Origin of the sequence: Rhizobium sp. Root1334 (genome assembly GCF_001426665.1) — a bacterium.
Lineage (GTDB): Bacteria > Pseudomonadota > Alphaproteobacteria > Rhizobiales > Rhizobiaceae > Pararhizobium.
In genome coordinates, this window is record NZ_LMEY01000027.1 from 24,294 (window position 1) to 46,712 (window position 22,419).

Annotated in this window: 27 protein-coding genes; 9 read left to right on the plus strand and 18 right to left on the minus strand. The window is 60.3% G+C overall.

The window, feature by feature from the left end:
- Positions 1-70: 70 nt before the first annotated feature.
- Positions 71-730, plus strand: coding sequence for a glutathione S-transferase family protein (locus ASD36_RS21920; RefSeq protein ID WP_060506353.1), 660 nt, complete (start codon positions 71-73; stop codon positions 728-730).
- A 171-nt stretch (positions 731-901) separates the two neighbouring features.
- On the opposite strand, the gene ASD36_RS21925 is transcribed toward ASD36_RS21920, so the two are convergent.
- From ASD36_RS21925 to ASD36_RS21935, 3 genes are all read right to left on the minus strand, one after another.
- Positions 902-2,260: a histidine kinase dimerization/phospho-acceptor domain-containing protein gene (locus ASD36_RS21925; RefSeq protein WP_347360139.1), complete on the minus strand. Its 1,359-nt coding sequence runs from the start codon at positions 2,258-2,260 to the stop codon at positions 902-904.
- Positions 2,257-2,919, minus strand: a complete 663-nt coding sequence (locus tag ASD36_RS21930; protein ID WP_060506582.1) for a response regulator transcription factor — start codon at positions 2,917-2,919, stop codon at positions 2,257-2,259. The genes ASD36_RS21925 and ASD36_RS21930 overlap by 4 nt, the downstream gene beginning before the upstream one ends.
- A 145-nt stretch (positions 2,920-3,064) precedes the next feature.
- A complete protein-coding gene (locus ASD36_RS21935; protein WP_244482358.1) occupies positions 3,065-4,708 on the minus strand; it encodes a phosphoethanolamine--lipid A transferase in 1,644 nt (547 codons plus the stop codon).
- A gap of 274 nt (positions 4,709-4,982) precedes the next feature.
- On the opposite strand from ASD36_RS21935, the gene ASD36_RS21940 reads away from it, so the two are divergent.
- From ASD36_RS21940 to ubiG, 6 genes are all read left to right on the plus strand, one after another.
- Entirely contained in the window at positions 4,983-5,144 is a 162-nt protein-coding gene (locus ASD36_RS21940) for a hypothetical protein (RefSeq protein ID WP_156393904.1), read from the plus strand.
- A gap of 210 nt (positions 5,145-5,354) precedes the next feature.
- Entirely contained in the window at positions 5,355-6,332 is a 978-nt protein-coding gene (locus ASD36_RS21945; RefSeq protein ID WP_060506355.1) for an HWE histidine kinase domain-containing protein, read from the plus strand.
- A 5-nt stretch (positions 6,333-6,337) separates the two neighbouring features.
- A complete protein-coding gene (locus ASD36_RS21950; RefSeq protein ID WP_164491971.1) occupies positions 6,338-6,718 on the plus strand; it encodes a response regulator in 381 nt (126 codons plus the stop codon).
- Between the two features lie 166 nt (positions 6,719-6,884).
- Positions 6,885-7,655, plus strand: coding sequence for an SDR family oxidoreductase (locus ASD36_RS21955; protein ID WP_060506356.1), 771 nt, complete (start codon positions 6,885-6,887; stop codon positions 7,653-7,655).
- Positions 7,656-8,122: 467 nt separating this feature from the next.
- Positions 8,123-8,509, plus strand: coding sequence for a hypothetical protein (locus tag ASD36_RS21960; protein WP_060506357.1), 387 nt, complete (start codon positions 8,123-8,125; stop codon positions 8,507-8,509).
- 55 nt (positions 8,510-8,564) lie between these two features.
- The gene (ubiG, locus tag ASD36_RS21965) at positions 8,565-9,311 is read left to right on the plus strand and encodes a bifunctional 2-polyprenyl-6-hydroxyphenol methylase/3-demethylubiquinol 3-O-methyltransferase UbiG (RefSeq protein WP_060506358.1); all 747 of its coding nucleotides are present in this window, start codon (positions 8,565-8,567) and stop codon (positions 9,309-9,311) included.
- A 64-nt stretch (positions 9,312-9,375) separates the two neighbouring features.
- On the opposite strand, the gene ASD36_RS21970 is transcribed toward ubiG, so the two are convergent.
- From ASD36_RS21970 to ASD36_RS22005, 8 genes are all read right to left on the minus strand, one after another.
- The gene (locus ASD36_RS21970; protein ID WP_060506359.1) at positions 9,376-9,942 is read right to left on the minus strand and encodes a GNAT family N-acetyltransferase; all 567 of its coding nucleotides are present in this window, start codon (positions 9,940-9,942) and stop codon (positions 9,376-9,378) included.
- 271 nt (positions 9,943-10,213) lie between these two features.
- Positions 10,214-10,528: a type II toxin-antitoxin system RelE/ParE family toxin gene (locus ASD36_RS21975; RefSeq protein ID WP_060506360.1), complete on the minus strand. Its 315-nt coding sequence runs from the start codon at positions 10,526-10,528 to the stop codon at positions 10,214-10,216.
- A complete protein-coding gene (locus ASD36_RS21980) occupies positions 10,518-10,799 on the minus strand; it encodes a type II toxin-antitoxin system ParD family antitoxin (RefSeq protein WP_060506361.1) in 282 nt (93 codons plus the stop codon). Before ASD36_RS21980 ends, ASD36_RS21975 begins: the two co-directional genes overlap by 11 nt.
- 97 nt (positions 10,800-10,896) lie before the next feature.
- Positions 10,897-11,481, minus strand: coding sequence for a DUF3291 domain-containing protein (locus ASD36_RS21985; RefSeq protein WP_060506362.1), 585 nt, complete (start codon positions 11,479-11,481; stop codon positions 10,897-10,899).
- A gap of 1 nt (position 11,482) precedes the next feature.
- Complete coding sequence (locus ASD36_RS21990; RefSeq protein ID WP_060506363.1) at positions 11,483-11,911, minus strand: DUF1178 family protein; 429 nt, start codon at positions 11,909-11,911, stop codon at positions 11,483-11,485.
- The gene (locus ASD36_RS21995; RefSeq protein WP_060506364.1) at positions 11,908-12,765 is read right to left on the minus strand and encodes a carbon-nitrogen hydrolase family protein; all 858 of its coding nucleotides are present in this window, start codon (positions 12,763-12,765) and stop codon (positions 11,908-11,910) included. Before ASD36_RS21995 ends, ASD36_RS21990 begins: the two co-directional genes overlap by 4 nt.
- Before the next feature lie 12 nt (positions 12,766-12,777).
- Positions 12,778-13,035 (minus strand): glutaredoxin 3, encoded by a 258-nt coding sequence (gene grxC / locus ASD36_RS22000; RefSeq protein WP_060506585.1) that lies wholly within the window; start codon positions 13,033-13,035, stop codon positions 12,778-12,780.
- Between the two features lie 48 nt (positions 13,036-13,083).
- Positions 13,084-13,872: a ComF family protein gene (locus ASD36_RS22005; protein WP_082512294.1), complete on the minus strand. Its 789-nt coding sequence runs from the start codon at positions 13,870-13,872 to the stop codon at positions 13,084-13,086.
- Between the two features lie 75 nt (positions 13,873-13,947).
- Between ASD36_RS22005 and ASD36_RS22010 the strand changes: the two genes are divergently transcribed.
- Positions 13,948-14,838, plus strand: coding sequence for a methyltransferase domain-containing protein (locus ASD36_RS22010; RefSeq protein ID WP_060641750.1), 891 nt, complete (start codon positions 13,948-13,950; stop codon positions 14,836-14,838).
- Positions 14,839-14,853: 15 nt separating this feature from the next.
- On the opposite strand, the gene ASD36_RS30340 is transcribed toward ASD36_RS22010, so the two are convergent.
- From ASD36_RS30340 to ASD36_RS22035, 6 genes are all read right to left on the minus strand, one after another.
- A complete protein-coding gene (locus tag ASD36_RS30340; protein ID WP_082512295.1) occupies positions 14,854-15,030 on the minus strand; it encodes a Flp family type IVb pilin in 177 nt (58 codons plus the stop codon).
- A gap of 134 nt (positions 15,031-15,164) precedes the next feature.
- A complete protein-coding gene (locus ASD36_RS22015) occupies positions 15,165-15,485 on the minus strand; it encodes a hypothetical protein (RefSeq protein WP_060506366.1) in 321 nt (106 codons plus the stop codon).
- Between the two features lie 194 nt (positions 15,486-15,679).
- A complete protein-coding gene (gene mutT, locus ASD36_RS22020; protein WP_060506367.1) occupies positions 15,680-16,093 on the minus strand; it encodes an 8-oxo-dGTP diphosphatase MutT in 414 nt (137 codons plus the stop codon).
- A 2-nt stretch (positions 16,094-16,095) separates the two neighbouring features.
- Entirely contained in the window at positions 16,096-16,869 is a 774-nt protein-coding gene (locus ASD36_RS22025) for a GNAT family N-acetyltransferase (protein WP_244482360.1), read from the minus strand.
- A 5-nt stretch (positions 16,870-16,874) separates the two neighbouring features.
- Entirely contained in the window at positions 16,875-18,116 is a 1,242-nt protein-coding gene (argJ, locus tag ASD36_RS22030) for a bifunctional glutamate N-acetyltransferase/amino-acid acetyltransferase ArgJ (protein WP_060506368.1), read from the minus strand.
- A 144-nt stretch (positions 18,117-18,260) separates the two neighbouring features.
- Complete coding sequence (locus tag ASD36_RS22035) at positions 18,261-19,127, minus strand: peptidylprolyl isomerase (protein ID WP_060506369.1); 867 nt, start codon at positions 19,125-19,127, stop codon at positions 18,261-18,263.
- A 229-nt stretch (positions 19,128-19,356) separates the two neighbouring features.
- Between ASD36_RS22035 and secA the strand changes: the two genes are divergently transcribed.
- A complete protein-coding gene (gene secA, locus ASD36_RS22040; RefSeq protein ID WP_060506370.1) occupies positions 19,357-22,068 on the plus strand; it encodes a preprotein translocase subunit SecA in 2,712 nt (903 codons plus the stop codon).
- 29 nt (positions 22,069-22,097) lie between these two features.
- On the opposite strand, the gene ASD36_RS22045 is transcribed toward secA, so the two are convergent.
- Positions 22,098-22,331, minus strand: coding sequence for a hypothetical protein (locus ASD36_RS22045; protein ID WP_060506371.1), 234 nt, complete (start codon positions 22,329-22,331; stop codon positions 22,098-22,100).
- Between the last annotated feature and the right edge of the window lie 88 nt (positions 22,332-22,419).

The following is a 22,419-nucleotide window of genomic DNA, read 5'->3' on the forward strand; positions in this document are numbered from 1 at the left end:
CGCTTGCAATATAGGATCAGTTATTTTACGAAACAACCAGTTGCAGATTGAAATCAGTTTGGAGGATATGATGAAACCGCAGCTCTTTGCACACCCCTTCTCTTCCTACTGTCAGAAGGTGCTCGTGGCGATCTATGAAAACGGCACCGCATTCGACTACCGTATGCTCAGTCCAGAAGAGACAGGCACCGTCGAGGAATGGGAGGCGATCTGGCCGATCAAGCGTTTTCCGGTGCTGAAGGACGGTGAAAACGCGGTGATGGAAGCGACCATCATCATCGAATACCTGATGCTCAACTATCCCGGCAGCGTCCGCCTGATCCCGGATGATCCGAAGGCTGCCCTGCGCACCCGGATGATGGACCGCTTCTTCGACAATTACGTCATGACGCCGATGCAAAAGGTGGTGTTCAACCAGATCCGCCCGGAAGCCGACCGTGATCCCTATGGCGTCACAGAAGCCAAGACAATGCTGGATGATGCCTATCGCTGGCTCGACGGCGTCGTCGCCAAGACCGAATGGGCGGCCGGGGATACGTTCAGCCTTGCCGATTGCGCCGCCTGCCCGTCGCTGTTCTATGCCGACTGGGTGCACCCGATCCCCGAGACATTTGCAAACGTCCGCGCCTATCGCGCCCGCCTTCTCGCCCGCCCGTCCTTCGCCCGCGCCGTCGATGAAGGCCGCCCCTACCGTTCGTTCTTTCCGCTCGGCGCGCCGGACCGGGATTGAGGGTGGCGGTTGCAAAGCTGCTTGCCGAGAGGCTGAGCCCAGCCCCTGACCCTAACCCTCTCCCGCCTGCGGGGATAGGGGACGATGGAGCCCGCCGCAAGTTCCTTCTCCCCGCAGGTGGGGAGAAGGTGCCCGACAGGGCGGATGAGGGGCCGACCGCACTCTCCCCAATCAGCCGGCAGCATCCCCGGCGCCAAACCGCAGCACCACTTCGAACCCATTGGCCCGGCCCTGGGCTGGCGAGTAAACCTCGAAACCCACATTCATCTGGGCGAGTAGCCGCTCGGCAATCGACAGGCCGAGACCCGAGCCAGGTGACGCGGTATTGCCGCGTCCAAAACGCTTGCGAACCGCCGCCAGTTCGTCCGGAGAAAGGGCTGCGGCTCCATTGACGATACGGACGATACCACCCGTCTCCAGCCGGATGTCCACCGGCTCATCCCTATCACCGTGCAGAAGGGCATTCTCGATCAGGTTGCGCAACACGATCGCAAAGGCGTCCTCGCTGTAATTGCCGGTCAACACCGCCCCCGGCTGGCGATGAAGGCGCAACCGCTTGGCGCCGGGATCGCTGCGCTCGAAATCGGTCACCACCAGTTCCAGCACGCGCGCCAGATCGACGATGCCTGCACCCGCGCCGATACCCGCTTCGGCGCGTGCCAGCTGCAGCAGCTTCTCGGTCGTATGGCCAAGATTGGCGAGCGATATCTCGATCTGCTGGGCGCGCCGCTTGCGCGGTCCGTCCAGCTCGGCAATCAGCATCTGTGTCTGCGCCAAAGCACCCGCAATTGGCGTTCTGAGCTCATGCGCGCTGTTGGCGGTAAATTCGCGTTCCGCATCAAAGGCCGCCTGCAGGCGGCCAAGCAGCCGGTTGACCGAGCTGGCAATCGGCCGCAGTTCGCGCGGCAGCATGTTGGATGGCACCGGCGCGAGATTGCCACCGTCCTTTTCCTCGATGGCCTCGCGCAGGTCATCGACCGGCGCCAGCGCCCGGCGCACGATCAGCCAGATCAGCAGGATGCTGACCGGGATCAGCACCAGCACCGGCAGGAACAGCGCCATGCTGCCCTCCATCACCGCCTCGGTGCGATTGTCCATGGCGTCGGCAACCTGCACGAAGGTAGTGCCGTCGGCAGCGCTCGCTGTGTAGAAATGATAGGTATCGTTTTCCGAAAAACCGCGCTTCAACGGTACATCGAAAGGCTCCATCGGCGCATCATGCGAGCGGATGAGGATTTTGCCGCTTGCGTCGCGGACTTGATAGACCAGATACTCCTCGTCCAGGTCCTCGGCCTCGCTTTGAAAATGCCGTGGCGATTGCGGCCCCTCGCGCCGCGCAAGATCGTCGAGCACCAGCGGCATCAGCCGTTCGGCCGTTTCCTGCAGCGAACCGTTGAAAAACTCGTCGAATTCGTCCTTCATGACAGCAACGCCGAGGATAGCGGCGATCAGCCAGAAAGCCGTGGTGACACCGGTCAGCCACAGGATCAACCGGCCCATCATGCTGCGGGTACGGATGTCGCGCGTCACGCCGGCGCCCCGATCTTGTAGCCGACGCCGCGCACGGTCACGACGTGATCCCGCCCGAGCTTTTTGCGCAAGCGGCTGACATAGACCTCGACGGTATTGCTTTCGATCTCGGAACCGAAGGCGTACAACGCCTCTTCGATCTGCGCCTTGGAAATGATCGCGCCCGGCCGCGACAACAGCGTGTCGAGCACTGCCCATTCACGCCCGGAAAGGCCGACTTCCGCCTCGCCGGCAAACACCCGCCGGTCGACCGGGCTGATCTTCAGCTCGCCGAAACGGATCACCGGGGAGATATTGCCGCCATAGCGGCGGATGACGGCCAGCATCCGGGCGGAGAGTTCGCCAAGGTCGAACGGCTTGACGAGATAGTCGTCGGCACCGCTGTTCAAGCCCTCGATCCGGTCGGAAATCTGGTCATGGGCCGTCAAGATGATCACCGGCGTAGCGTTAGCTCCCGCCCGCAACTCCTTCAGGAGCGCAATGCCGCTGCCATCCGGCAGGCGTAGATCGAGCAGGATCAGGCCGTAGGCGACGGTGCGCAGCGACATGCGCGCATCATCCAGCGTCTTCATCCAGTCGACGGCATGATCGGCGGCGGCGATATGATCGCGCACGGCCTCCCCCAGTATCTCATTGTCCTCGACGAGCAGAACACGCAAGCCGCTGGTCCCTTTATCGGTCAGCTCCACCGGCATTCTTATTCCTTCTTTGGACTGCGCCGTCAAACGGCTTTGATGACACGGCAAAACACCCGTCCCCGAATACCGGAGACGGGCGGCCAGAACGAAGCGTCCGTTTCGCCGCTTACGACGCGGCGTTGGTCCTGCATGCGGCCAGGGCGTCGAGTGCCGGGTCGTAAATCCCGGTGGCGACGTTCATCAGACCCAGCACCGTGTGGAACAGGTTGTCATGCGACCGCGGCTCACTGGCCGTTGCCTTGAGACAAGGCTGGTCGATACCGGCCCTTGTCTCCTTGCCAGTCCACAGCACAAAAGGAATATGGGTCTGCTGCGACGGCGCAATGAAATAGGGCGCGCCATGCAGATACAGCCCGTTCTCACCCAGCGATTCGCCGTGGTCGGAGATGTAGATCATCGATCCCGCCATCGTCTCCTCACGGGCCTTCAGCATGTCGATCACGGTCGAGACGATGTAATCGGTATAGAGGATCGAATTGTCATAGGCGTTGACGATCTCCTCGGGCGAACAGTTGCCAAGCTCGGCTGTGCGGCAATCCGGCGTGAAGCGGCGGAATTTTTCCGGATAGCGCAGATAATAGGCCGGCCCATGACTGCCGAGCTGATGGATCACCAGCACGCTGTCACCCTTGATGCCGTCCAACCAGGCACCAAGCCGGTCGAGAGCCACGTCGTCCAGGCATTCGTTGTTCTTGCAGAACCGCGGATCGTTGATATCGGAAAACGACGTATAGGCGATGCGATCGGCAACGCCCTTGCTGCCGGTATTGTTCTCCCACCATTCCGCCTTGACACCCGCACGGGTCAACACATCGAGCAGGTTTTCGGTCTCAAGCCCCTTGCGGTGGGTGTAGCTCGCGCGCGTATAAACCGAGAACATGCAGGGCAGAGACACCGCCGTCGCCGTGCCGCAGCTCGACGTGTCGGTGAAATATTGAATATCCTGGCGGGCGAGCAGCGGGTTGGTGTCGCGGCTATAACCGCCCAGCGAAAAGTTCTCCGCCCGCGCCGTTTCGCCGGCAACGATGATGGTAACGCGCGGCTTTCCCGACTGCATTGGGGCGGCCACCCGCGCATCGGTGCCGAGCGGCTGGACGGCAACGTTCTTGTCGGCGCCGGTCGCCACGGCATAGCGCACGGCACTGACGATCGGCGCGACCGGGTTGACGGTTGCGGCAAGATCGCGGTGTTGGCGGATCGCGGCCGTAAACGTCCGGACATTGGCAATGCTGACGGAGGTGAAAACGGCAAGAAGACACAGGACCAGCACGAGATTGTGCTTGAACTTCTCGAAGAACGGCCGGTGTTTGATCCGCACGAACACGATCAGCAAGGACGGCACGATCCCGAAGATCAGCATGTGGGTGAGGAAACCCGCGGTCAACAGATGACCGGCTTCCGAACCGGTCGTCTCGGCCGCATTGCGGATCATATCGGTGTCGATGATCGTGCCGAACGTATCCATGAAGCGTGCGCTTGCAGCGGCAATCATGATCAGCAGGATGAAAAACGGCTTCGTCAGGTACTTCACCGAAACCGTCACGCAAACCGCCGAAAACAGCGCAAAAAGCCCGATGGCAAGCAAAAACAGCGCAAAGCTGGGGGCGCCGAGATAGTCCACCGCCTTCAACCAGAAGGTCCGGTTGGTGGCGAAGACGAGATAAAACGCCACAAGCAGGCTCAGCGTCACACTGCCGATGACAGGACGCTGTACGCGCGCATTGGCGATTGGTAGGCTTTCCAGGGACACGAACACTCCTGCAGAACATCGGGCGGCTGGAAGACGGCTGCAACAATACCGGTCGTTGCCCCAACCGCCAGCCACGGTCCGTTTGCCGGGCTCCGTGCCGCAGCCGTCTCCAGGACGGGACATCTGGTCCGTTTTTCTGACAGGAACCTGAACGTGCAGAAGCGCGTGGCAATCTCTTGGAATCGCGTGGCAGCATGTGCCGGTCCGCCTTGCGCACGTTCAGGCTGCTGTCAGCATTGGCGCGCATGTTTCCAGCAACACTGGAGATTACCGTTTGAAAGCGCGCCGAATTCCTCTTGGATTGCTCTACATCGCCACCCTGATCCTGCTGATCATCCTGATCCCGCTGATTCAGTTTTCCGCGTCGCAATCCTCGTCGCTCGCACACCGGCTTTCCTCGGCAACCACGCTGCGCCTCGACAAGATGAAGCTCTGAAGCGTCCCTCCGTCACCGGCTACGGTCGTCCGTACCGCAAGCGGCTGGCCCCCATCCAACGACGAAATCCACCAAAACGGCAACGCAGAGCCCTTTTCAAAATGGAGCTGAGTCCTAGTCTTTCTGTTGAGATCCAACTTAAGCAACTCAAGGCCGGCGCGAACAAACAGCAGATCGGCCCGACATCGTTGCCCGGGAAGATGAACAGAAATGATGCTGGAAGACCTATACCGGTTACTCAAAAGCGGACACGTCCAGGCTCAGGGCGTCGTCGATACGATGACGCAGCCCATCGTGGTCCTTGATCAGAATTTCTGCGTCAGCACGGCAAACAACGCCTTCATCAGAACCTTCAAGGTCGAGCGGGACGATATTCTCGGCGAAAACTTTTTCAGTCTTGGAGACGGCCAGTGGGACATCACTGAGCTGAAGAATCTGATCGCGTCTGTAATCCCGAAGGCCGCCGCTGTCATTGGCTTCGAGGTGAAGCATGACTTTCCGATGATCGGGCCGCGCACGTTCCTTGTTGACGCGCGCCGCGTCATCCACCCGGATGACAACAGCACGAATATCCTCGTCCTCTTCGATGACATCACAGTCCGCCGGCGCCACGATGCCGAAATGGAGTTCATCCTCTCTGAAACACGGCATCGCATGAACAATCTGTTCGCGGTGGTGCGCTCGATCGCAATGCAGACCAGCATCGAAGACCGCACAGCACGTGATTATCGCGAAACGCTGCTTGGACGTTTGGAAACGACGTTCCGCGCCCAGGAAATAGCCGCGACCAATGACGCAGCGGACTTTGAGGACATCGTGCGGCTGGCGGTCGGCGAGTTGGGCGGCGACCGCCTCCTCTGCAACGGTCCGGCCGTTGAACTGGAAAGCGCGAAGGTGCTTTCGGTCAGCTTGATTTTCCATGAACTGACGACCAATGCCGCGAAATACGGTGCCTTTTCAGTGCCCGGAGGCGAAGTCCACGTCGAATGGAAACTGCAGGCAGAGCCGCAGGGACAGACCTACCTGAGCTGCGAATGGCGCGAGGTAAACGGACCGCCCGTCAAGCCGCCTGAGCGGAAAGGCTATGGCACGAAGCTAATCAAGGGAACCTCCGCTCAACTGCATGGCGAGGTGGAACTTATCTATGCTCCGGCTGGTTTAAGCGCTTTACTCAAGATACCGGTGTGATGGCAATGAGCGCGCTTATGGGAGATACCGAACATAGGGGGTGCGTTCTTGTCGTGGAAGACGAAGTGTTCCTGGCGATGGAACTGGAGGCCGCGTTGACCGATGGTGGCTTCCGGGTCCTGGGTCCCGCGGCCTCCGTCCGGGATGCCCTTGATTTGCTGACCAGCGAATGCCCCGATGCCGCCGTCCTCGATTTCAATCTTGGCAGAGACAAGGTCACACCTGTTGCCCTTCAATTAAAGACGCTGGGCGTACCCTTTGTCCTCGCCAGCGCCAGCAGCGCCGCCGAGTTGTCACGCTATGCCGTGCTTGCGGACATTACCAATCTCGGGAAACCAACCGATCTGAAGCGCCTCGTTGCCGCCGTCCGTGCTCTCCATGCATGAGTTTTGCCAACGCTCCATGCCTGCCCGCAGCGGTGTCTCGATCAAAGCTACGTAAAAACTCTTCCCCACTCTTCGCAAGCCGGACGCCAAAGGCAGGCAGGAATCGGGTGGCGACGGTCCGCCCATGCTGCGATTGAACCTCCCGCAACCCAAAGGAGTTTCAAACATGCCCATGCTTTCCAACAAGGTCGCCATCGTCACCGGCGCCAGCTCCGGCATCGGCCGGGCCACCGCAAAACTGTTCGCCCACCAAGGGGCAAGCCTCGTTCTCTCCGGCCGCCGTCGCGCCGCACTTGATGAGCTTGTTGCGGAGATCGCGGCCGAAGGCGGCAAGGCTGTCGCCATCGATGGCGACGTCCGCGACGAAGCCCACAATCGCGTTCTGGTCGAAACCGCAACGGCAACGTTCGGCGGCCTCGACATCGCCTTCAACAATGCCGGCACCACCGGCGAGATGGCCCCGATTGAAGACCTCTCAACCGCCGGATGGCTGGAAACCATCGAAACCAATCTGACCGCTGCCTTCTTCGGCGCCAGGTATCAGGTGCCTGCGATGAAGGCGCGCGGTTCCGGCTCGCTGATTTTCACCTCCAGCTTCGTCGGCCACACCGCAGGCATGCCGAACACCAGCGCCTATGCCGCTGCAAAAGCGGGGATGATCGGCCTGACAAAAAGTCTCGCAACGGAACTCGGACCACAGGGTATTCGCGTCAATGCCATCCTGCCCGGCGGCACCGATACGCCGATGAGCTTTACCAATGCGCCGGGTGCAGGACCGGAGGTCCTTGCCTTCGTCGAAGGCATCCATGCCTTGAAACGTATGGCAAAACCGGAAGAGATCGCACAGTCCGTCCTCTACCTCGCCTCGGATGCCTCAAGCTTCACCACCGGCACCGCGATGCTCGTTGATGGCGGCGTCTCGATCAACAAAACCTGAAAAAATCATCCCCGCAAATCCCCGCCCCTCAAAACCATGGCACACTCTTCCCGTCCTGCCATCGGATACACCGGAAAGCGTTGCCGGCGAGGTGGGGCCGGTGCCTTCGGCCTGTGTTTGAAACGCAGGCGCAGCCGGAGGGGCCTGCAGAAAGTGGTTTCCCTCCCGTCTGCAAAATGGCGGGGCGTGCCTGTGAGGCACACATGAGGACCGGCGAGCGGTATTGCGACAGCAATATCTTTCCTCGCCGTCATCCCCGCAGAGAAACCGGAGTTGCAGGTAAAAACCGCCGAGACGGGGCACATCGCGTGTCATTTACTACCAAACACTCGGCACACGATGTGCCCCGGCCGATCCTGCCGGCGCGAAAGCGCAAAAAGATCACCGCAGCGGCATGCCACGGGCGCAACAAGCCGCGTGAATGCGAACGCCTGTCTTGTCCGCCCTCGTCGCCAAAGGAGCATCCAATGCCAAAACAGGATTTTTCCGACTATGAAAAGCGCGTATCCGCCGATCACGAACGCCAATGCCGCACCATATTGACCATTCACAGCGCATGGCGCATCTGCCAGGCTCGTAAATGCCGCCGCGACAAGGCCTGCAGCGGAGAAATGCACGTCTCCGCCCATCAGGATCGTAAGGTCCGCGCCCAGCGGGAAATAGGCCTGTCCGGCAATGCCTGCGCAAAACTGCCGCGCTGCATGGCAACAGTGAGTGCTTCAGCCTACGAGACATTCGCGGAGCTGCTCGATGACCTTCAAAGAGACTTGATCGCCCATCCCGATGAAGACCTGCCGAAATTCGACCGCTGCCTGAAAGGCCGTCAATCGCGGCGCGGCACTGCCAACCCTTGACATTCACGGCCGATCATCCGACTTCACCAGAGGTATGATCCAAGGAGTTCCGACCATGACCGAACAGGCCCGCAGCACCATCGACCAGACCGAAGTCGACCGGTTTTCCGCCATGGCCGCCGAGTGGTGGGATCCGAAAGGGAAATTCCGGCCGTTGCACAAGTTCAATCCGGTCCGCCTCACCTATATCCGCGACCGCGTCTCGGACAATTTTGGCCGTGAGGCGAAGGCATTGCAGCCGCTGAAGGGCCTGCGTATCCTCGATATCGGCTGCGGCGGCGGTCTCCTGTCCGAGCCGATGGCCCGCATGGGTGCGGATGTCGTCGGCGCAGACGCCTCGGAAAAGAATATCATGATCGCAAAGACCCACGCGGCCGGCAGCGGCGTCAATGTGGATTACCGCGCCGTGACGGCGGAATCGCTTGCCGAAGCCGGCGAGACCTTCGATGTCGTGCTCAACATGGAAGTGGTCGAGCATGTCGCCGATGTCGAGTTTTTCATGAGCACCTGCGCATCGATGGTGCGGCCCGGCGGCCTGATGTTCGTCGCCACCATCAACCGCACGATGAAGGCGGCAGCGCTTGCCATCTTCGCCGCCGAAAACGTCCTGCGCTGGCTGCCGCGGGGCACCCACCAGTATGAAAAACTGGTCCGCCCGGAAGAACTGGAAAAGCCGATTACGGCGAACGGCATGGAGGTGACCGACCGCACCGGCGTCTTCTTCAATCCGCTGTCGAACCAGTGGAACCTGTCGAAGGACATGGACGTCAACTACATGATCGTCGCAAAACGCCCGGCATAACGCAACTGCCAGTCCTCCCGCGATCGGGTTCGCGGGAGAAACTGTCGTCAGCGGCTGCGGATCGTCAGACGCCCGTTTGCCGCGCCAGCCATTCGTCCCGGAGCAGCGCGTAGATAAACTCGTCGCCCCAGATGCCGTTGAACTGGTCGTTCTGGATCAGATGCGCCTCGCGCCGCATGCCCAGCCGCTCGACCACCCCGACCGATCCGGCATTGGCGGCATCGAGCCGGGCGAAAGCCCGGTGGAAGTTCAGCGTGGAAAACGCGAAATCCAGGATCGCCCGCATCGCTTCGGTGGCATAGCCCTTGCCCGCAAAGGCCGGATTGAAGATGTAGCCGACCTCCACCTGCCGGGCGATCGCGCTTTCAAGCTTCAGCACCACTTCGCCAACGACAGCTCCGTCCTCCCGGCGCTCCACTGCAAACACGGCACAATCGCCATTTTTGCGCAGCCGTGGCACGCTGGCCTTCCCGAATTTTTCGGCCGCCTCTGCGTCATTGAGCGGATCGGCGTAGAGATAACGGTAGACCTCCGGCAGGCTGTGATACGCTCGGAACGCCGCGAAATCGGCGGGTACGAATCGCCGGATTTCAAGGCGCTCGGTCGAAAAGCGAAGGTCGGAAAAATCCATCAGTCTTGAAACTCCATTCTGCATACGGCCCGCAGATGGGGATCAAGCCATTGAATTAAAAGAGCAGCGCAACCTTTCCTGTAACGCGGAAAAGCGGATGCCTGCCGGGCTGCTCAATAAACCTGCACGACATAGTCCCCGCCCCATCCCGCCATGCTAGACTGCAAAGGATCGAGCCAAGTGGAGAAAATCACATCCGGGGTCGTTCCGTTCTTTGACAGGTGACCTCTTGCAGCCACGTTCAATTTCACCTGCTATCACCAAAGCAGGTTTATGAAAAAAGGCTCTCCAAATCGCGCCGCCCATTGATGACACGCACGATTTCCACTATTTTCACGGGGCCTTCGTCGCTGTCGGGTATCGTCTCGTAGAGGATCACGAAAGGTGACTCCACAAGCATTCGAGCGGCCGGGCTGATCGCCGGATGACGCATACCGAGGCGTGGCTGATCGATCAGAAGGTTGGCTTTGTGCTGAAACCGCTCGTAGAAGCGTTCGGCGGCCAATGGCTGCTCGCGGCCAATATCGACATAGATGCGACGGATATCCGCTTGCGCCAGAGGCGACCAAACCAAATCAGCCGGCATGTTTCTGTACGGCACGAAGGTCTTGGCGCGCTTCCTCGCGCAACTTGTCAAAGTCTATGGCCGTGGGCCTGCCGCTGGCTTTGCCTTCGTTCCATAGCTCGCTCAACCTGCGTGTGTCGGCCTGGCGAGCTTCCCATTTGGCGGACCAATCACGGACGGCTTCGCGAACAATTTCACTGGTTGTGGCATAGGCCCCGGTTCCAACGGCATCGCGAAGCATTGCGGCTTGCTGCGTTGTCAGTGCAACGCTGATCTTTTCTACATTGGACATAAGACGTCTCCAGACTTGAATGGTAGGAAATATTACTACCAGCAATCATCGTTGCCAAGCACACCAGGAGCCAATCATCCTCACCCTCGCTGCTATGCTAAACTTTCAACGTCAGCACATGCGCCAGCAGATCGGCCTGCCCCTTACTGTTCTCCTCCACAATCCGCCGGACCTTTTCCCGGTCGATCGCATAGGTTTCGCCATCAGCGGTGAAGGGTTCTTTGAAGGTAAAAGCTCTGGCCGACGCCCCGTGATCGTGCAGATGTTCCAGCCGGCTGGCGCCATCGGACCAGTCGGGAAAACCATGCTCCCCCACCCACCACAGCACCAGCGGCGGCCAGCTGGGTTTGATGTTCCAGTTGCGCGCATGTTTCAACGCATCGGCATGAACACCATTGTACGAAAACGCCATCAAGGATTCGATGTCGGCCCAGAGCGACAGCGACGATGGTGCGCTGCCAAAACCGCTACCGTCGATGAAGCGGGGAAAGGCCTGTTTGCCCCAGCTACGCGGTCCTGGCACGCCGCGATAACCGGAGCGTCCGATAAAACCGGACGCCCGCGACGCCGCCTCGAAATTGGCCGGTTCGCGCGAGACGAAACCGTCGACACGGGGATCGCCTTCAGGCCCGACATGCAGGCCGAAATTGTAGATGGCCAGACGATATTGCCCGGCCACCATCTCAGTTCACATCGTCGGGCAGCACCGGCAGGGCGGCAATCTCGATGCCCTCGTCCAGCAAAGCCTTGGCCTCATCGACGGTCGCCTGGCCGATCAGGCCGCGCTGCTCGGCCTCGCCATAGTGAATCTTGCGGGCCTCCTCGGGAAACTTGGTCCCGACATCCTCGGCATTTTCGCGGATCGACGTGACCAGTTCACGGATCTTGGCGACCGCTTCCTTGCGGGCCTGATCCATCATCAGCACCTTGGTCTCGTCCTTCTTGCGGGCTGTCGAGACTGAAGGCGCCATCAGCTCCTTGCCCACCTTGGCCGAACCGCAGACGGGACAGGACACCAGCCCGCGCTCCGCCTGACCGTCGAAATCGGCGCTTGAGGAAAACCATCCCTCGAAGGAGTGGCCGCTGTCGCAAGCAAGCGTATATTTGATCAAGCGGCCACATCCCCGGAAGCGCTGAGCGGCACCTCCTCAAGCTGGAACGGCCTGCCGTTCTTGAGGTTGGGGATCTTGCCCCGCGCCGCTGCAACCGCATCGACGTCGATATCAGCAAGCACGATGCCCTCGCCGGTGCCACTGGCCGAGGCCAGTACACGGCCCCAGGGATCGATGACCATCGAGTGGCCAAAGGTTTCGCGGCCATCCTCATGGACGCCTGCCTGCGCTGCAGCGATGACGAACATGCCGTTTTCGATCGCCCGGGCGCGCAGCAGGATTTCCCAATGCGCCTCGCCGGTCTGGCGGGTAAAGGCGGCCGGCACCGACATGATCTGTGCACCTGCAGCCGCCTGCGCCCGGAAGAGTTCAGGGAAGCGAACGTCGTAGCAGATGGCGCAGCCGAGCTTGCCGAACGGCAGGTTCACCAGCCGCGCCGTGCCGCCTGGCGTATAGGCCGAGCTTTCGCGCCAGCTCTCGCCATTGTCGAGGTCGACGTCGAACATGTGGATCTTGTCGTAATGGGTGATCTTCTTGCCATCGGGGCCAAACAGAAAACCACGATTGGCCATCTTGCCATCAGCAAGGCCAATGGCCGTCGAACCGACATGCAGGTAAATACCAAGTTCGGCGGCGAGGCTGGAAGCGGCGGCAACGATGAGATCGTTCCCTTCGTCGCGCAGTGCCGCCTTCATCGCAGCCCGGTCGCGCTGAAGAGCCCCGGTCATCTCCGGAGTCTGGACGTAAATTGCGCCCTGTGCGGCTGCTTCCCGCACGAGCCGTCCCATGCTCTGCACATTCCGGGCCGGATCGACACCGGAACACATCTGGATCGCTGCGGCCTTGAACGTCATCACAGTCACTCCTTACGCAGCAAGCATCGCGTCCAGCTTGCCGGCGCGTTCCAGCGCATGCAGGTCGTCGCAGCCGCCGACATGGGCATTGTTGATGAAGATCTGCGGGAAGGTCGTGCCGCCATTCGACCGCTCGATCATCTGCTGGCGAACTTCCGGCGCATAGGTCGCATCATGTTCCTCGAACTGCACGCCCTTGGTTTCCAGAAGTTTCTTCGCCGCGGAACAATAACCGCAGAATTGACGGGTATAAATGACAACCGAAGCCATGAGTTGATCTGCTCCTTCGCCGGCCCTGCGCCAGCATTCCATACGGTCTCATATAGGACCGGACACGGCTCTTGCAAAGGTCAAAACGGTCACATCCGCCACCCCTGCCCTCTTCAGAACGCGGGTGGCGGCCGAGACGGTCGCCCCCGTCGTAAAGACATCATCAACGAGAACGATGCGCTTGCCAAACAAGGCCGTCCTGCCGGTTTCCGTTACCGAAAAGGCCCCACGCACGTTCTCTTCACGCTGACTGGCACCCAGCCCGATCTGTTGGGCGGTGCGCCGGTTGCGGATCAGCGCCGTCGCTAGAAAGGGCTTCCCCGACCTGCGGGCAATCACCCTGGCAAGCTCGGCCGACTGGTTGAACTTGCGGCCCCAAAGCCGGTAGGCGTGTAGCGGCACCGGAACGATCGCATCGCTTGCCGCGACAGTGCCATCGCTGGCCCGGATCATCCACTCCGCCATCATCACAGCCAGATCGGTCCGATCGCGGTATTTCAGGCCATGAATCAGCGACTTGGCAATGCCGTCATGGATGGCGACGGAGCGTAGCCGTTCGAACACCGGCGGATTGGCGATCGCATCGGCCGACAGGATGCCCGCGCCCAGATCGTGCGAAAACGGCAGACCGAGGACCTCGCAATAGGGCCGCTCGATCAGCCGCAGTGTCGCCCAGCAGGCGGGGCAAACACCGCGATGCTGGCCGGTCATCCGGCCGCAACCGGCACAGACCGGCGGATAAACCGCATCGACCGCGGCAGCTATCACGCTGCGCAGCCCCTTCCGCAGGCCACCGGCCAGCCGCCATCCTGGATTTTCCGCCTGTTCGTCCCCCATGAGGTTGACATTACGGCGGACCGGGTTTCATTGCGATCAGATTTTTGGGCGACCAGATTTTTGGAAAGCAAGGCCATGGATATCGTTTTCGACCAGACGCTCATCGAAGCCCGCCGCAAGCGTGCTTTCCGCAACGGCGATCCGAAGGCGCAGTTCCTGCTGGAGATCGCAGCACAGGAATTGTCCGAGCGCCTGAGCGTGGTAGAGCGCCATTTCGACAAGGCGGTCGAGTTGCACGGCTATACCGGCCTCACCGCCCGCTACATCGCCTAKACCGGCAAGGTGACGGATATCGAGCGGGTCGAGACAGATGCGGCCTTTGCCGCCCCGGATGAAACGGTCTCCCCGGCTTCGCTGGAGACGGTGCCGCTCGCCCCGGAATCAACCAATCTGATCGTTTCGCCGCTATCGCTGCACCTGACCAACGATACGCCCGGTGTCTTCATCCAGGTCCGCAGGGCACTCAAACCCGATGGCCTGTTCCTCGCAGCGATCCCGGGTTCCGGCACGTTGCAGGAATTGCGCGAAGTGCTGCTGGCGGCCGAAAGCGAGTTGACCGGCGGCGCCAGTCCGCGGGTCATCCCCTTTGCCGATGTTCGCGACATCGGCGCGCTCTTGCAGCGTGCCGGCTTCAGCCTGCCGGTCGCCGATACCGAGAGCTACACGGTGCGTTATGCGTCGCTGTTTTCACTGCTGAAAGATCTGCGCTCGATGGGGATGACCAATCCGCTCGCAGCCCGCAGCCGCAAGCCGCTGACACGGCGTTTCTTCGTTCGCGCCGCCGAAATCTACGCCGAGCGCTTTGCCGATCCGGATGGCCGCATCCGGGCGACGTTCTCGATCATCTATATTTCCGGCTGGGCACCGCACGAAAGCCAGCAAAAGCCGCTGAAACCCGGCTCAGCAAAACAACGGCTATCCGATGCGCTGAACACACGGGAATTGCCGTTGAAAGATAAACAATAGAAATGTCTGCCGGGCTTAAGCGGGACGCACGCCGACGACCGCATCCGTGATCGACTGAAAGACAGCCTGCAAGGAGTCCGAGAACGCCCCTAGCCCGGCGATCATGCCTAGCGAAATCAGGCTGGCGAGCAGGCCGTATTCAATGGCCGTGGCTGCGGATTTGTCCTTCAGTAAACGGATCAGTATCGTCATGTGCTCCCTGCCTGTCCTGCGCCTGCCTCTGGGTGACATCACCCGAAAAGCACGATGCGCACCATCGTTATCGGTCGGTCCCGACCCCGGCTGGCAACGAACAGGAAAGCCGGAACAGTTCCGGCCCCGGGACGTCAGCAGCCGCTCTTGCTTCCATTTCCGTCAATAATGCAGACGGCACCTGGCATTTCCTGCAGCACACTGCGGCGCACTGTGTAGCGTTTGGCCGGCGGGCTGCCCGGGATCGAGCCAGTTGAAATATTATCGTAGTCGATCGGCGCGTCGGCCAACACCTTGTTGTCCGTCTTCGAGGTCAGCATCGGCGTCAGGATGAGGGTCAGCGCGATAACGGCGGTGCCAAACAGCAGCGACAAATTGAGCGCACCGGTACGGCGGCTCTGGGTCGTCACCAGATCCTTGTCCTGAACCGTTCTCCAAAAATCGTCGTCGACCATCGTCTGCCTCTTCGAATACGTGCGTTTCCCTGAAGCGGTCTCACGCACCACTTCATCATGTCGACGCCTATAAAAAACCGGCATCGGTTACGGGAATCATCCCCAAACCAATAGACACCGGTACTTACTCGAAGCTGATTGTGCGGGAGGGTGATAAATGTTCGATTAATAAAATAGAAATTTCAGGGATTAGGTCAGAGCAAATCCATTAAGTAGGGGATAAGTGGCTCATCGGCGGGCGGCATGGGATAGTCGCGCAGCGCCTTCGGGCGAACCCATTTCACCGCCTGGCCTTCCCGCCCGTGAGCAACGCCTTCATAACGCCGGCAGACATAGAGCGGCATCAGCAGATGAAAGTCGTCATAGGTATGGCTGGCGAATGTGAGCGGGGCCAGGCAGGCAACCTTGGTCTGGATCCCCAATTCCTCGTCCAGTTCGCGGATCAGCGTTTCTTCCGGCGTTTCGCCGGGCTCGACCTTGCCGCCTGGAAACTCCCACAACCCGGCCAGGGACTTTCCTTCGGGCCGCTGGGCAAGCAGGATCCGGCCGTCGCTATCAACCAGCGCGCAGGCCGCAACCAGCAGAATCTTTCGGCCAGCAACGTCCATAATCACGCTCCCTCACGCCGGTAGGCATACCGGTAGACGTCCTTGAAGCCGAACTTGCGATAGAGCCGAATAGCGCCCTCGTTATCGGCTTCGACCGAAAGCCAGGCCGTGCGGGCGCCACGCAGGCGGGCCCAGCGCAGTGACGCATTGACGATGGCGCTGCCCACACCCTGCCGCCGGACATTCTCGGAGACCGCAACCTGCAAAATTCCGGCAAGATCGTTGTCATGAACGGCAAGCGAGACCGCGATCGGTCCTTCGTCCTGCGCCTCGAACAGAAACAGCCCGCATTCCGGCTTGATCGCGTTGATGACTTCCGTGAGACCCGCCTTGTCCTGGTTGCTTTCACCGCAAATTTGCAGCCGGGCATCGACGAAACGGCCAACATCACGCAACGGCAGATGTTCGATCGCTTCCGTTGTATCGTTCGGCGGAATATCAGCCATCATCACGATGGTCTCGGAAAACAGCGGCCAGCGATGCTCATCCATGTAGGCGATCAGGGGCAGCGGGGTGAGCGGCGTCTGGCGAACCGTCAGCGGCCGGCCATAGTCGGAAAAGCGCTTGGCAGCCTTCGCAAGCCGGGTCTCGATATCGCGGCTGTCGGAGGGATCGAGTGGATTGACCGAATTCAGCCGTTTGGAATCATGGCCAGCCGTCAGCCGGATCAGCCAGCTGCCGTCATACTGTACGGACGCCGCAGGCCAGGCGCGAAAACCGACGGCCTCCAGGCGGCGCACGTTCGGCAGATCGGCTTTCGAAATGGTATTCTGCACTGCTATCAGCTCCGGTAATCGCCGTTGATCTCGACATATTCCTTCGTCAGATCGCAGGTGTAGACGGTTGCCTTGCCGGTTCCGAGACCAATCTCAACACGGATGACGATGTCTTCTTCTTTCATCACAGCCGTTGCAGCAGCTTCCGAATAGGTTGGATCGCGCTCGCCATCGACGGCAACGCGAACGTCGCCGAACCAGATCGCCAGCCGGTCGCGATCGGCCAGTTCGCCGGACTTGCCGACGGCCATGACCACGCGGCCCCAATTGGCGTCCTCACCGGCGACCGCGGTTTTGACCAGCGGCGAATTGGCAATCGACAGACCGATGCGCTTGGCCGCCTGGTCGCTTTCGGCACCTTCGACGGTGACCGCAACCATCTTGCGCGCACCTTCGCCATCGCGCACCACCTGCAGCGCCAGATCCCGCAGGAGATCGTTCAACGCGGCGCGGAAACCATCAAGCGCCGGATCGGCCGGGCTGACGATATTCGTCTGCCCATCCTTGCCGGCAGCACCGGTGGCAAACAGCATCAGTGTGTCGGAGGTGGACGTATCGCTATCGACGGTGACGGAGTTGAAGGTCGGACCAGTGCCTTCCGACAAGAGAACCTGCAAGGCTTCCGGAGCAATATCCGCGTCGGTCACGACAAAGGACAGCATCGTCGCCATGTCGGGCGCGATCATTCCAGCGCCCTTGGCAATGCCGTTGATGGTGACGGTGACGCCGCCAATATCAGCGCTGCGGGTGGCAACCTTCGGATAGGTATCGGTGGTCATGATCGCCTTGGCGGCTTCAAACCAGAAGTCGCCGGTTGCCTGCGTGGTCATGTCGCTGAGAACACCGGCAAACTTTGTTGCATCCAGCGGCTCGCCGATGACGCCGGTCGAGGCAAGAAACACTTCCCCGGTCGAGCAGCCGACAGCTTCCGATGCCGACTGTGCCGTCAGTTCGGTCGCCGCCTTGCCCTTCTTGCCGGTAAAGGCGTTGGCATTGCCGGAATTGACGACGACGGCACGGGCGACACCGCCTGCCAGGTTCTGGCGGCAGAAATCAACCGGCGCCGACGGGCAGCGCGATTTGGTGAAGACGCCGGCAACGGCGGCCGGTTCATCGAAAACCATCAGGAGAACGTCGGTGCGGTTCTTGTACTTGATACCGGCAGCGGCGGTCGCCATGCGCACACCGCGCACTGGCGGCATATCAGCGAAGGATTTCGGAGCAAGTGGAGAAACGGAACCGGACATGATCAACCCTGTTTAGCGATGATGGCCCGGCCTTACGGGCCCACAAACGAAATCCCGAAGAGCCTAACGCCTCCGGGACTGTGTCGTTCACTGGATATCAGAACGGCGTGACCGGCCGAAGACGAACAGTCACGCCAGATCTCATCAGTTGGCAGTCGCAGCTTCCGCCTTGTTGGCCTCGTCATAGGCCTTCTTCAGGGCCGGGTCGGTGATATCGACGCCGGCTTCCTTCTTGGCCGCAGCGAGAAGCTCGATGTACTTGTCGCGCATGACCAGCTGCTTGACCTGCGGCTCAACCTGTTCGAACGGCGGCGGCGGCTGCATGCGCTTGTCTTCAAGCAGGATGACATGGAAGCCGAACTGCGTCTTGACTGGCGCTTCAGTATACTTGCCCTTTTCGAGCTTGAAGGCGGCTTCCGAGAATTCCGGAACCATGCGGTCCTTGGTGAAGTAACCAAGATCACCGCCATCGGCCTTGTTCGGATCAGTCGACTTTTCCTTGGCGATCGTCGCAAAGTCCTTGCCGGCGTCCAGATCCTTGATGATCGCCTTGGCTTCTTCCTCGGTCTTTACCAGGATGTGACGGGCCTTGGCTTCTTCCTGCGCGGGGATCTTGGCGATTTCCGCGTCGTAACGGGCCTTGACCTCTTCCGGCTTGACGGCATCGACGACGTGCTTCTTGAAGAAGGCGTTATGCAGTTCGCGATCGGTCAGATAGGCGAGACGCTTCTTGAAGTCCGCGTCGTTCTGCAGGCCTTCCGTGTCGGCATTCTTGGCCAGAAGCTTGACGTCGATCAGACCGGAAAGTGCTGCTGCGCGCTTCTGGTCTTCCGGCAGCTGTGCGAGCTGCGGATCAAGACCGGTCAGGGCATAGTCCAGCTCGGACTGGTGGATTTCCGCACCGCCAACCTTGGCGATAACCGGATCAGCGGCATCCTGTGCCGCTGCCGGGCCTTGTGCGGCCATGACAGCGATCAGGGCAACTGCCGCAAGCATTTTGTATTTCAACATCCTCATACCTTCCACGCTGGTATCCGAAACCGTGGTCACGGCCGGCCTGAAACGTTCCACATCATCAGATTGTGGCCGTTCTGTAGCCTTGGCGTGCCTCAACTCCGTTGACATAATTCGACCCCCCTCTTATCTGTCACGCAACCTCGCGTCCAGAACAGTTCCGGGCGTTTCATAGTATTTCGCGGAAATCGACCGCGTTGGCGACATAGAAGAAAGGACCATTCTTATGGTCAGTCTCGGCGGCCTCGCCCGCAAAATCTTCGGCTCATCGAATGACCGCCGTGTGCGGGGCTACAAGGCCAAGGTCGATGCCATCAATGCCCTGGAAGCGGAAACCAAAGCGCTTTCTGACGAGGCACTGGCCGCCAAGACGGTGGAATTCCGCAAGCAACTGGCTGACGGCAAGACACTGGACGACCTGCTCGTGCCGGCTTTTGCGGTTGCCCGCGAAGCTGCGCGCCGTGCCCTTGGCCTGCGGCCTTTTGACGTCCAGCTGATCGGCGGCATCATCCTGCATGAAAAATCGATCGCTGAAATGAAGACCGGTGAAGGCAAGACGCTGGTCGCGACCCTGCCGGTCTATCTCAATGCGCTCGCCGGCAAGGGCGTGCACGTCGTCACGGTCAACGATTACCTCGCCACCCGCGACTCGGCGACGATGAACCGGATCTATTCGTTTCTCGGCCTGACCACGGGCGTCATCGTCCACGGCCTGACCGATGACCAGCGCCGCGACGCCTATGCCTGCGACGTCACCTACGCGACCAACAACGAACTCGGCTTCGATTATCTGCGCGACAACATGAAGTACGAGCGCAGCCAGATGGTCCAGCGCGGCCACTTCTTTGCGATCGTCGACGAAGTCGACTCGATCCTCGTCGATGAAGCCCGCACGCCACTGATCATCTCCGGCCCGCTCGACGACCGTTCGGAACTCTACAACACCATCGACCGATTCATTCCGCTTTTGTCTGCGGAAGACTACGAGATCGACGAAAAGCAGCGTTCGGCCAACTTCTCCGAAGACGGCACCGAAAAGCTCGAAAACCTGCTGCGCGAAGCAAACCTCCTGAAGGGCGAAACGCTTTACGACGTCGAGAACGTCGCGATCGTCCATCACGTTAACAACGCGCTGAAGGCCCACAAGCTTTTCCAGAAGGACAAGGACTACATCGTCCGCAACGACGAGATCGTCATCATCGACGAATTCACCGGCCGCATGATGCCGGGCCGCCGTTATTCGGAAGGCCAGCACCAGGCGCTCGAAGCCAAGGAAAAGGTTACCATCCAGCCGGAAAACCAGACGCTGGCTTCAGTCACCTTCCAGAACTATTTCCGCATGTACAACAAGCTCGGCGGTATGACCGGCACGGCGTCGACGGAAGCCGAGGAATTCGGCAACATCTACGGTCTCGAAGTCGTGGAAGTACCGACCAACCTGCCGATCAAGCGTATCGACGAAGACGATGAAGTCTATCGGTCGGTGGAAGAAAAATACAAGGCGATCATCGCCGAGATCAAGGAATCGCAGGACCGCAAGCAGCCGGTTCTGGTCGGCACCACCTCGATCGAGAAATCCGAACTTCTGGCAGAGATGCTCAAGAAGGCCGGCTTTACCAATTTCCAGGTCTTGAACGCCCGCTACCACGAACAGGAAGCCTACATCGTTTCTCAGGCCGGTGTTCCGGGTGCCGTAACGATCGCCACCAACATGGCCGGCCGTGGTACCGACATCCAGCTCGGCGGCAACCTCGACATGCGCATCGAGCGTGAACTCGGCGAAATGGAGCATGGTCCGGAACGCACGGAGAAGGAAGCCGCGATCAAGGCCGAGGTCCAGCGCCTGAAGGAAGTCGCGCTGGCTGCCGGCGGTCTCTACGTTCTGGCCACCGAACGTCACGAAAGCCGCCGCATCGACAACCAGCTGCGCGGCCGCTCCGGCCGTCAGGGCGACCCCGGTCGCTCAAAGTTCTTCCTGTCGCTGCAGGACGACCTGATGCGCATCTTCGGCTCCGACCGGATGGATTCGATGCTGCAGAAGCTTGGCCTGAAGGAAGGCGAAGCGATCGTCCATCCCTGGATCAACAAGGCGCTGGAACGCGCCCAGAAGAAGGTCGAAGCCCGCAACTTCGACACCCGTAAAAATCTTCTGAAATACGACGACGTTCTCAACGATCAGCGCAAGGTGATCTTCGAGCAGCGCATCGAGATGATGGATGCGACGGACATTTCGGAAACCGTTTCCGACATGCGCCATGAGGTCATCGAAGACATCGTCGCCAAGCGCATTCCGGAAAAAGCCTATGCCGAACAGTGGGATGCCGCCGGTCTGAAGACCGACGTGCAGACCTCGCTCAACCTCGACCTTCCGATCATGGAATGGGCCGCCGAGGAAGGCATCGACGAGAACGATATTCGCGAGCGCATCACCGCTGAAGCCGACAAGGCCGCAGCCGACCGCGCCGAACGCTTCGGCCCGGAGATCATGCTCTATGTTGAGCGCTCCGTGGTTCTGCAGACGCTCGACCATCTCTGGCGCGAACATATCGTCAACCTCGATCACCTGCGCTCGGTCATCGGTTTCCGTGGCTATGCCCAGCGCGACCCGCTGCAGGAATACAAGTCGGAAGCCTTCGAGCTGTTCCAGGCACTCTTGGCCAACCTGCGCCAGGCCGTGACCGCACAGCTGATGCGCGTCGAACTGGTTCGTGAAGCAGCCGAAGCGCCGCAGCCCGTGCCGCCGGAAATGGTCGGCCATCACATCGACCCCGACACCGGGGTCGACGACTTCGCCGACAGCGTCAACCTGAACTTCGTCGAGCCGGAGAACCGCAATCCGCAGGATCCGTCGAGCTGGGGCAAGGTCTCCCGCAACGAGGCCTGCCCTTGCGGCTCGGGCAAGAAGTACAAGCATTGCCACGGTGCATTTGAAGCGTAACGATCAATGCCGCCTCCGGGCGGCATTTTTCATTCCGGAGCACGGCGGGCGTGCTGAATGAGGTTTTCCAGAGCCCGCACACCTTGCCCGTTGATGTGGCGCCGGCCGAGCATCACGTTGATCTGCAGCGCCAAATCACCCGCATCGGCATTCTCCAATTGCGAAAGGCTCTCGACGCCTATCAGCTCGAGATAATCGGTCATTGCAGGACCTATGGAATGTGCCACCTGCATTTTCCGCCGTTCGGTATCGCTCAAAGCCATGATCGAATCCTCAATTTTCCCGATACCTGCAAGGCTCCGCTGCACCCTTTGTTAACGCTGTTCTGTCAAGACTGGCATCCTGTTTTGC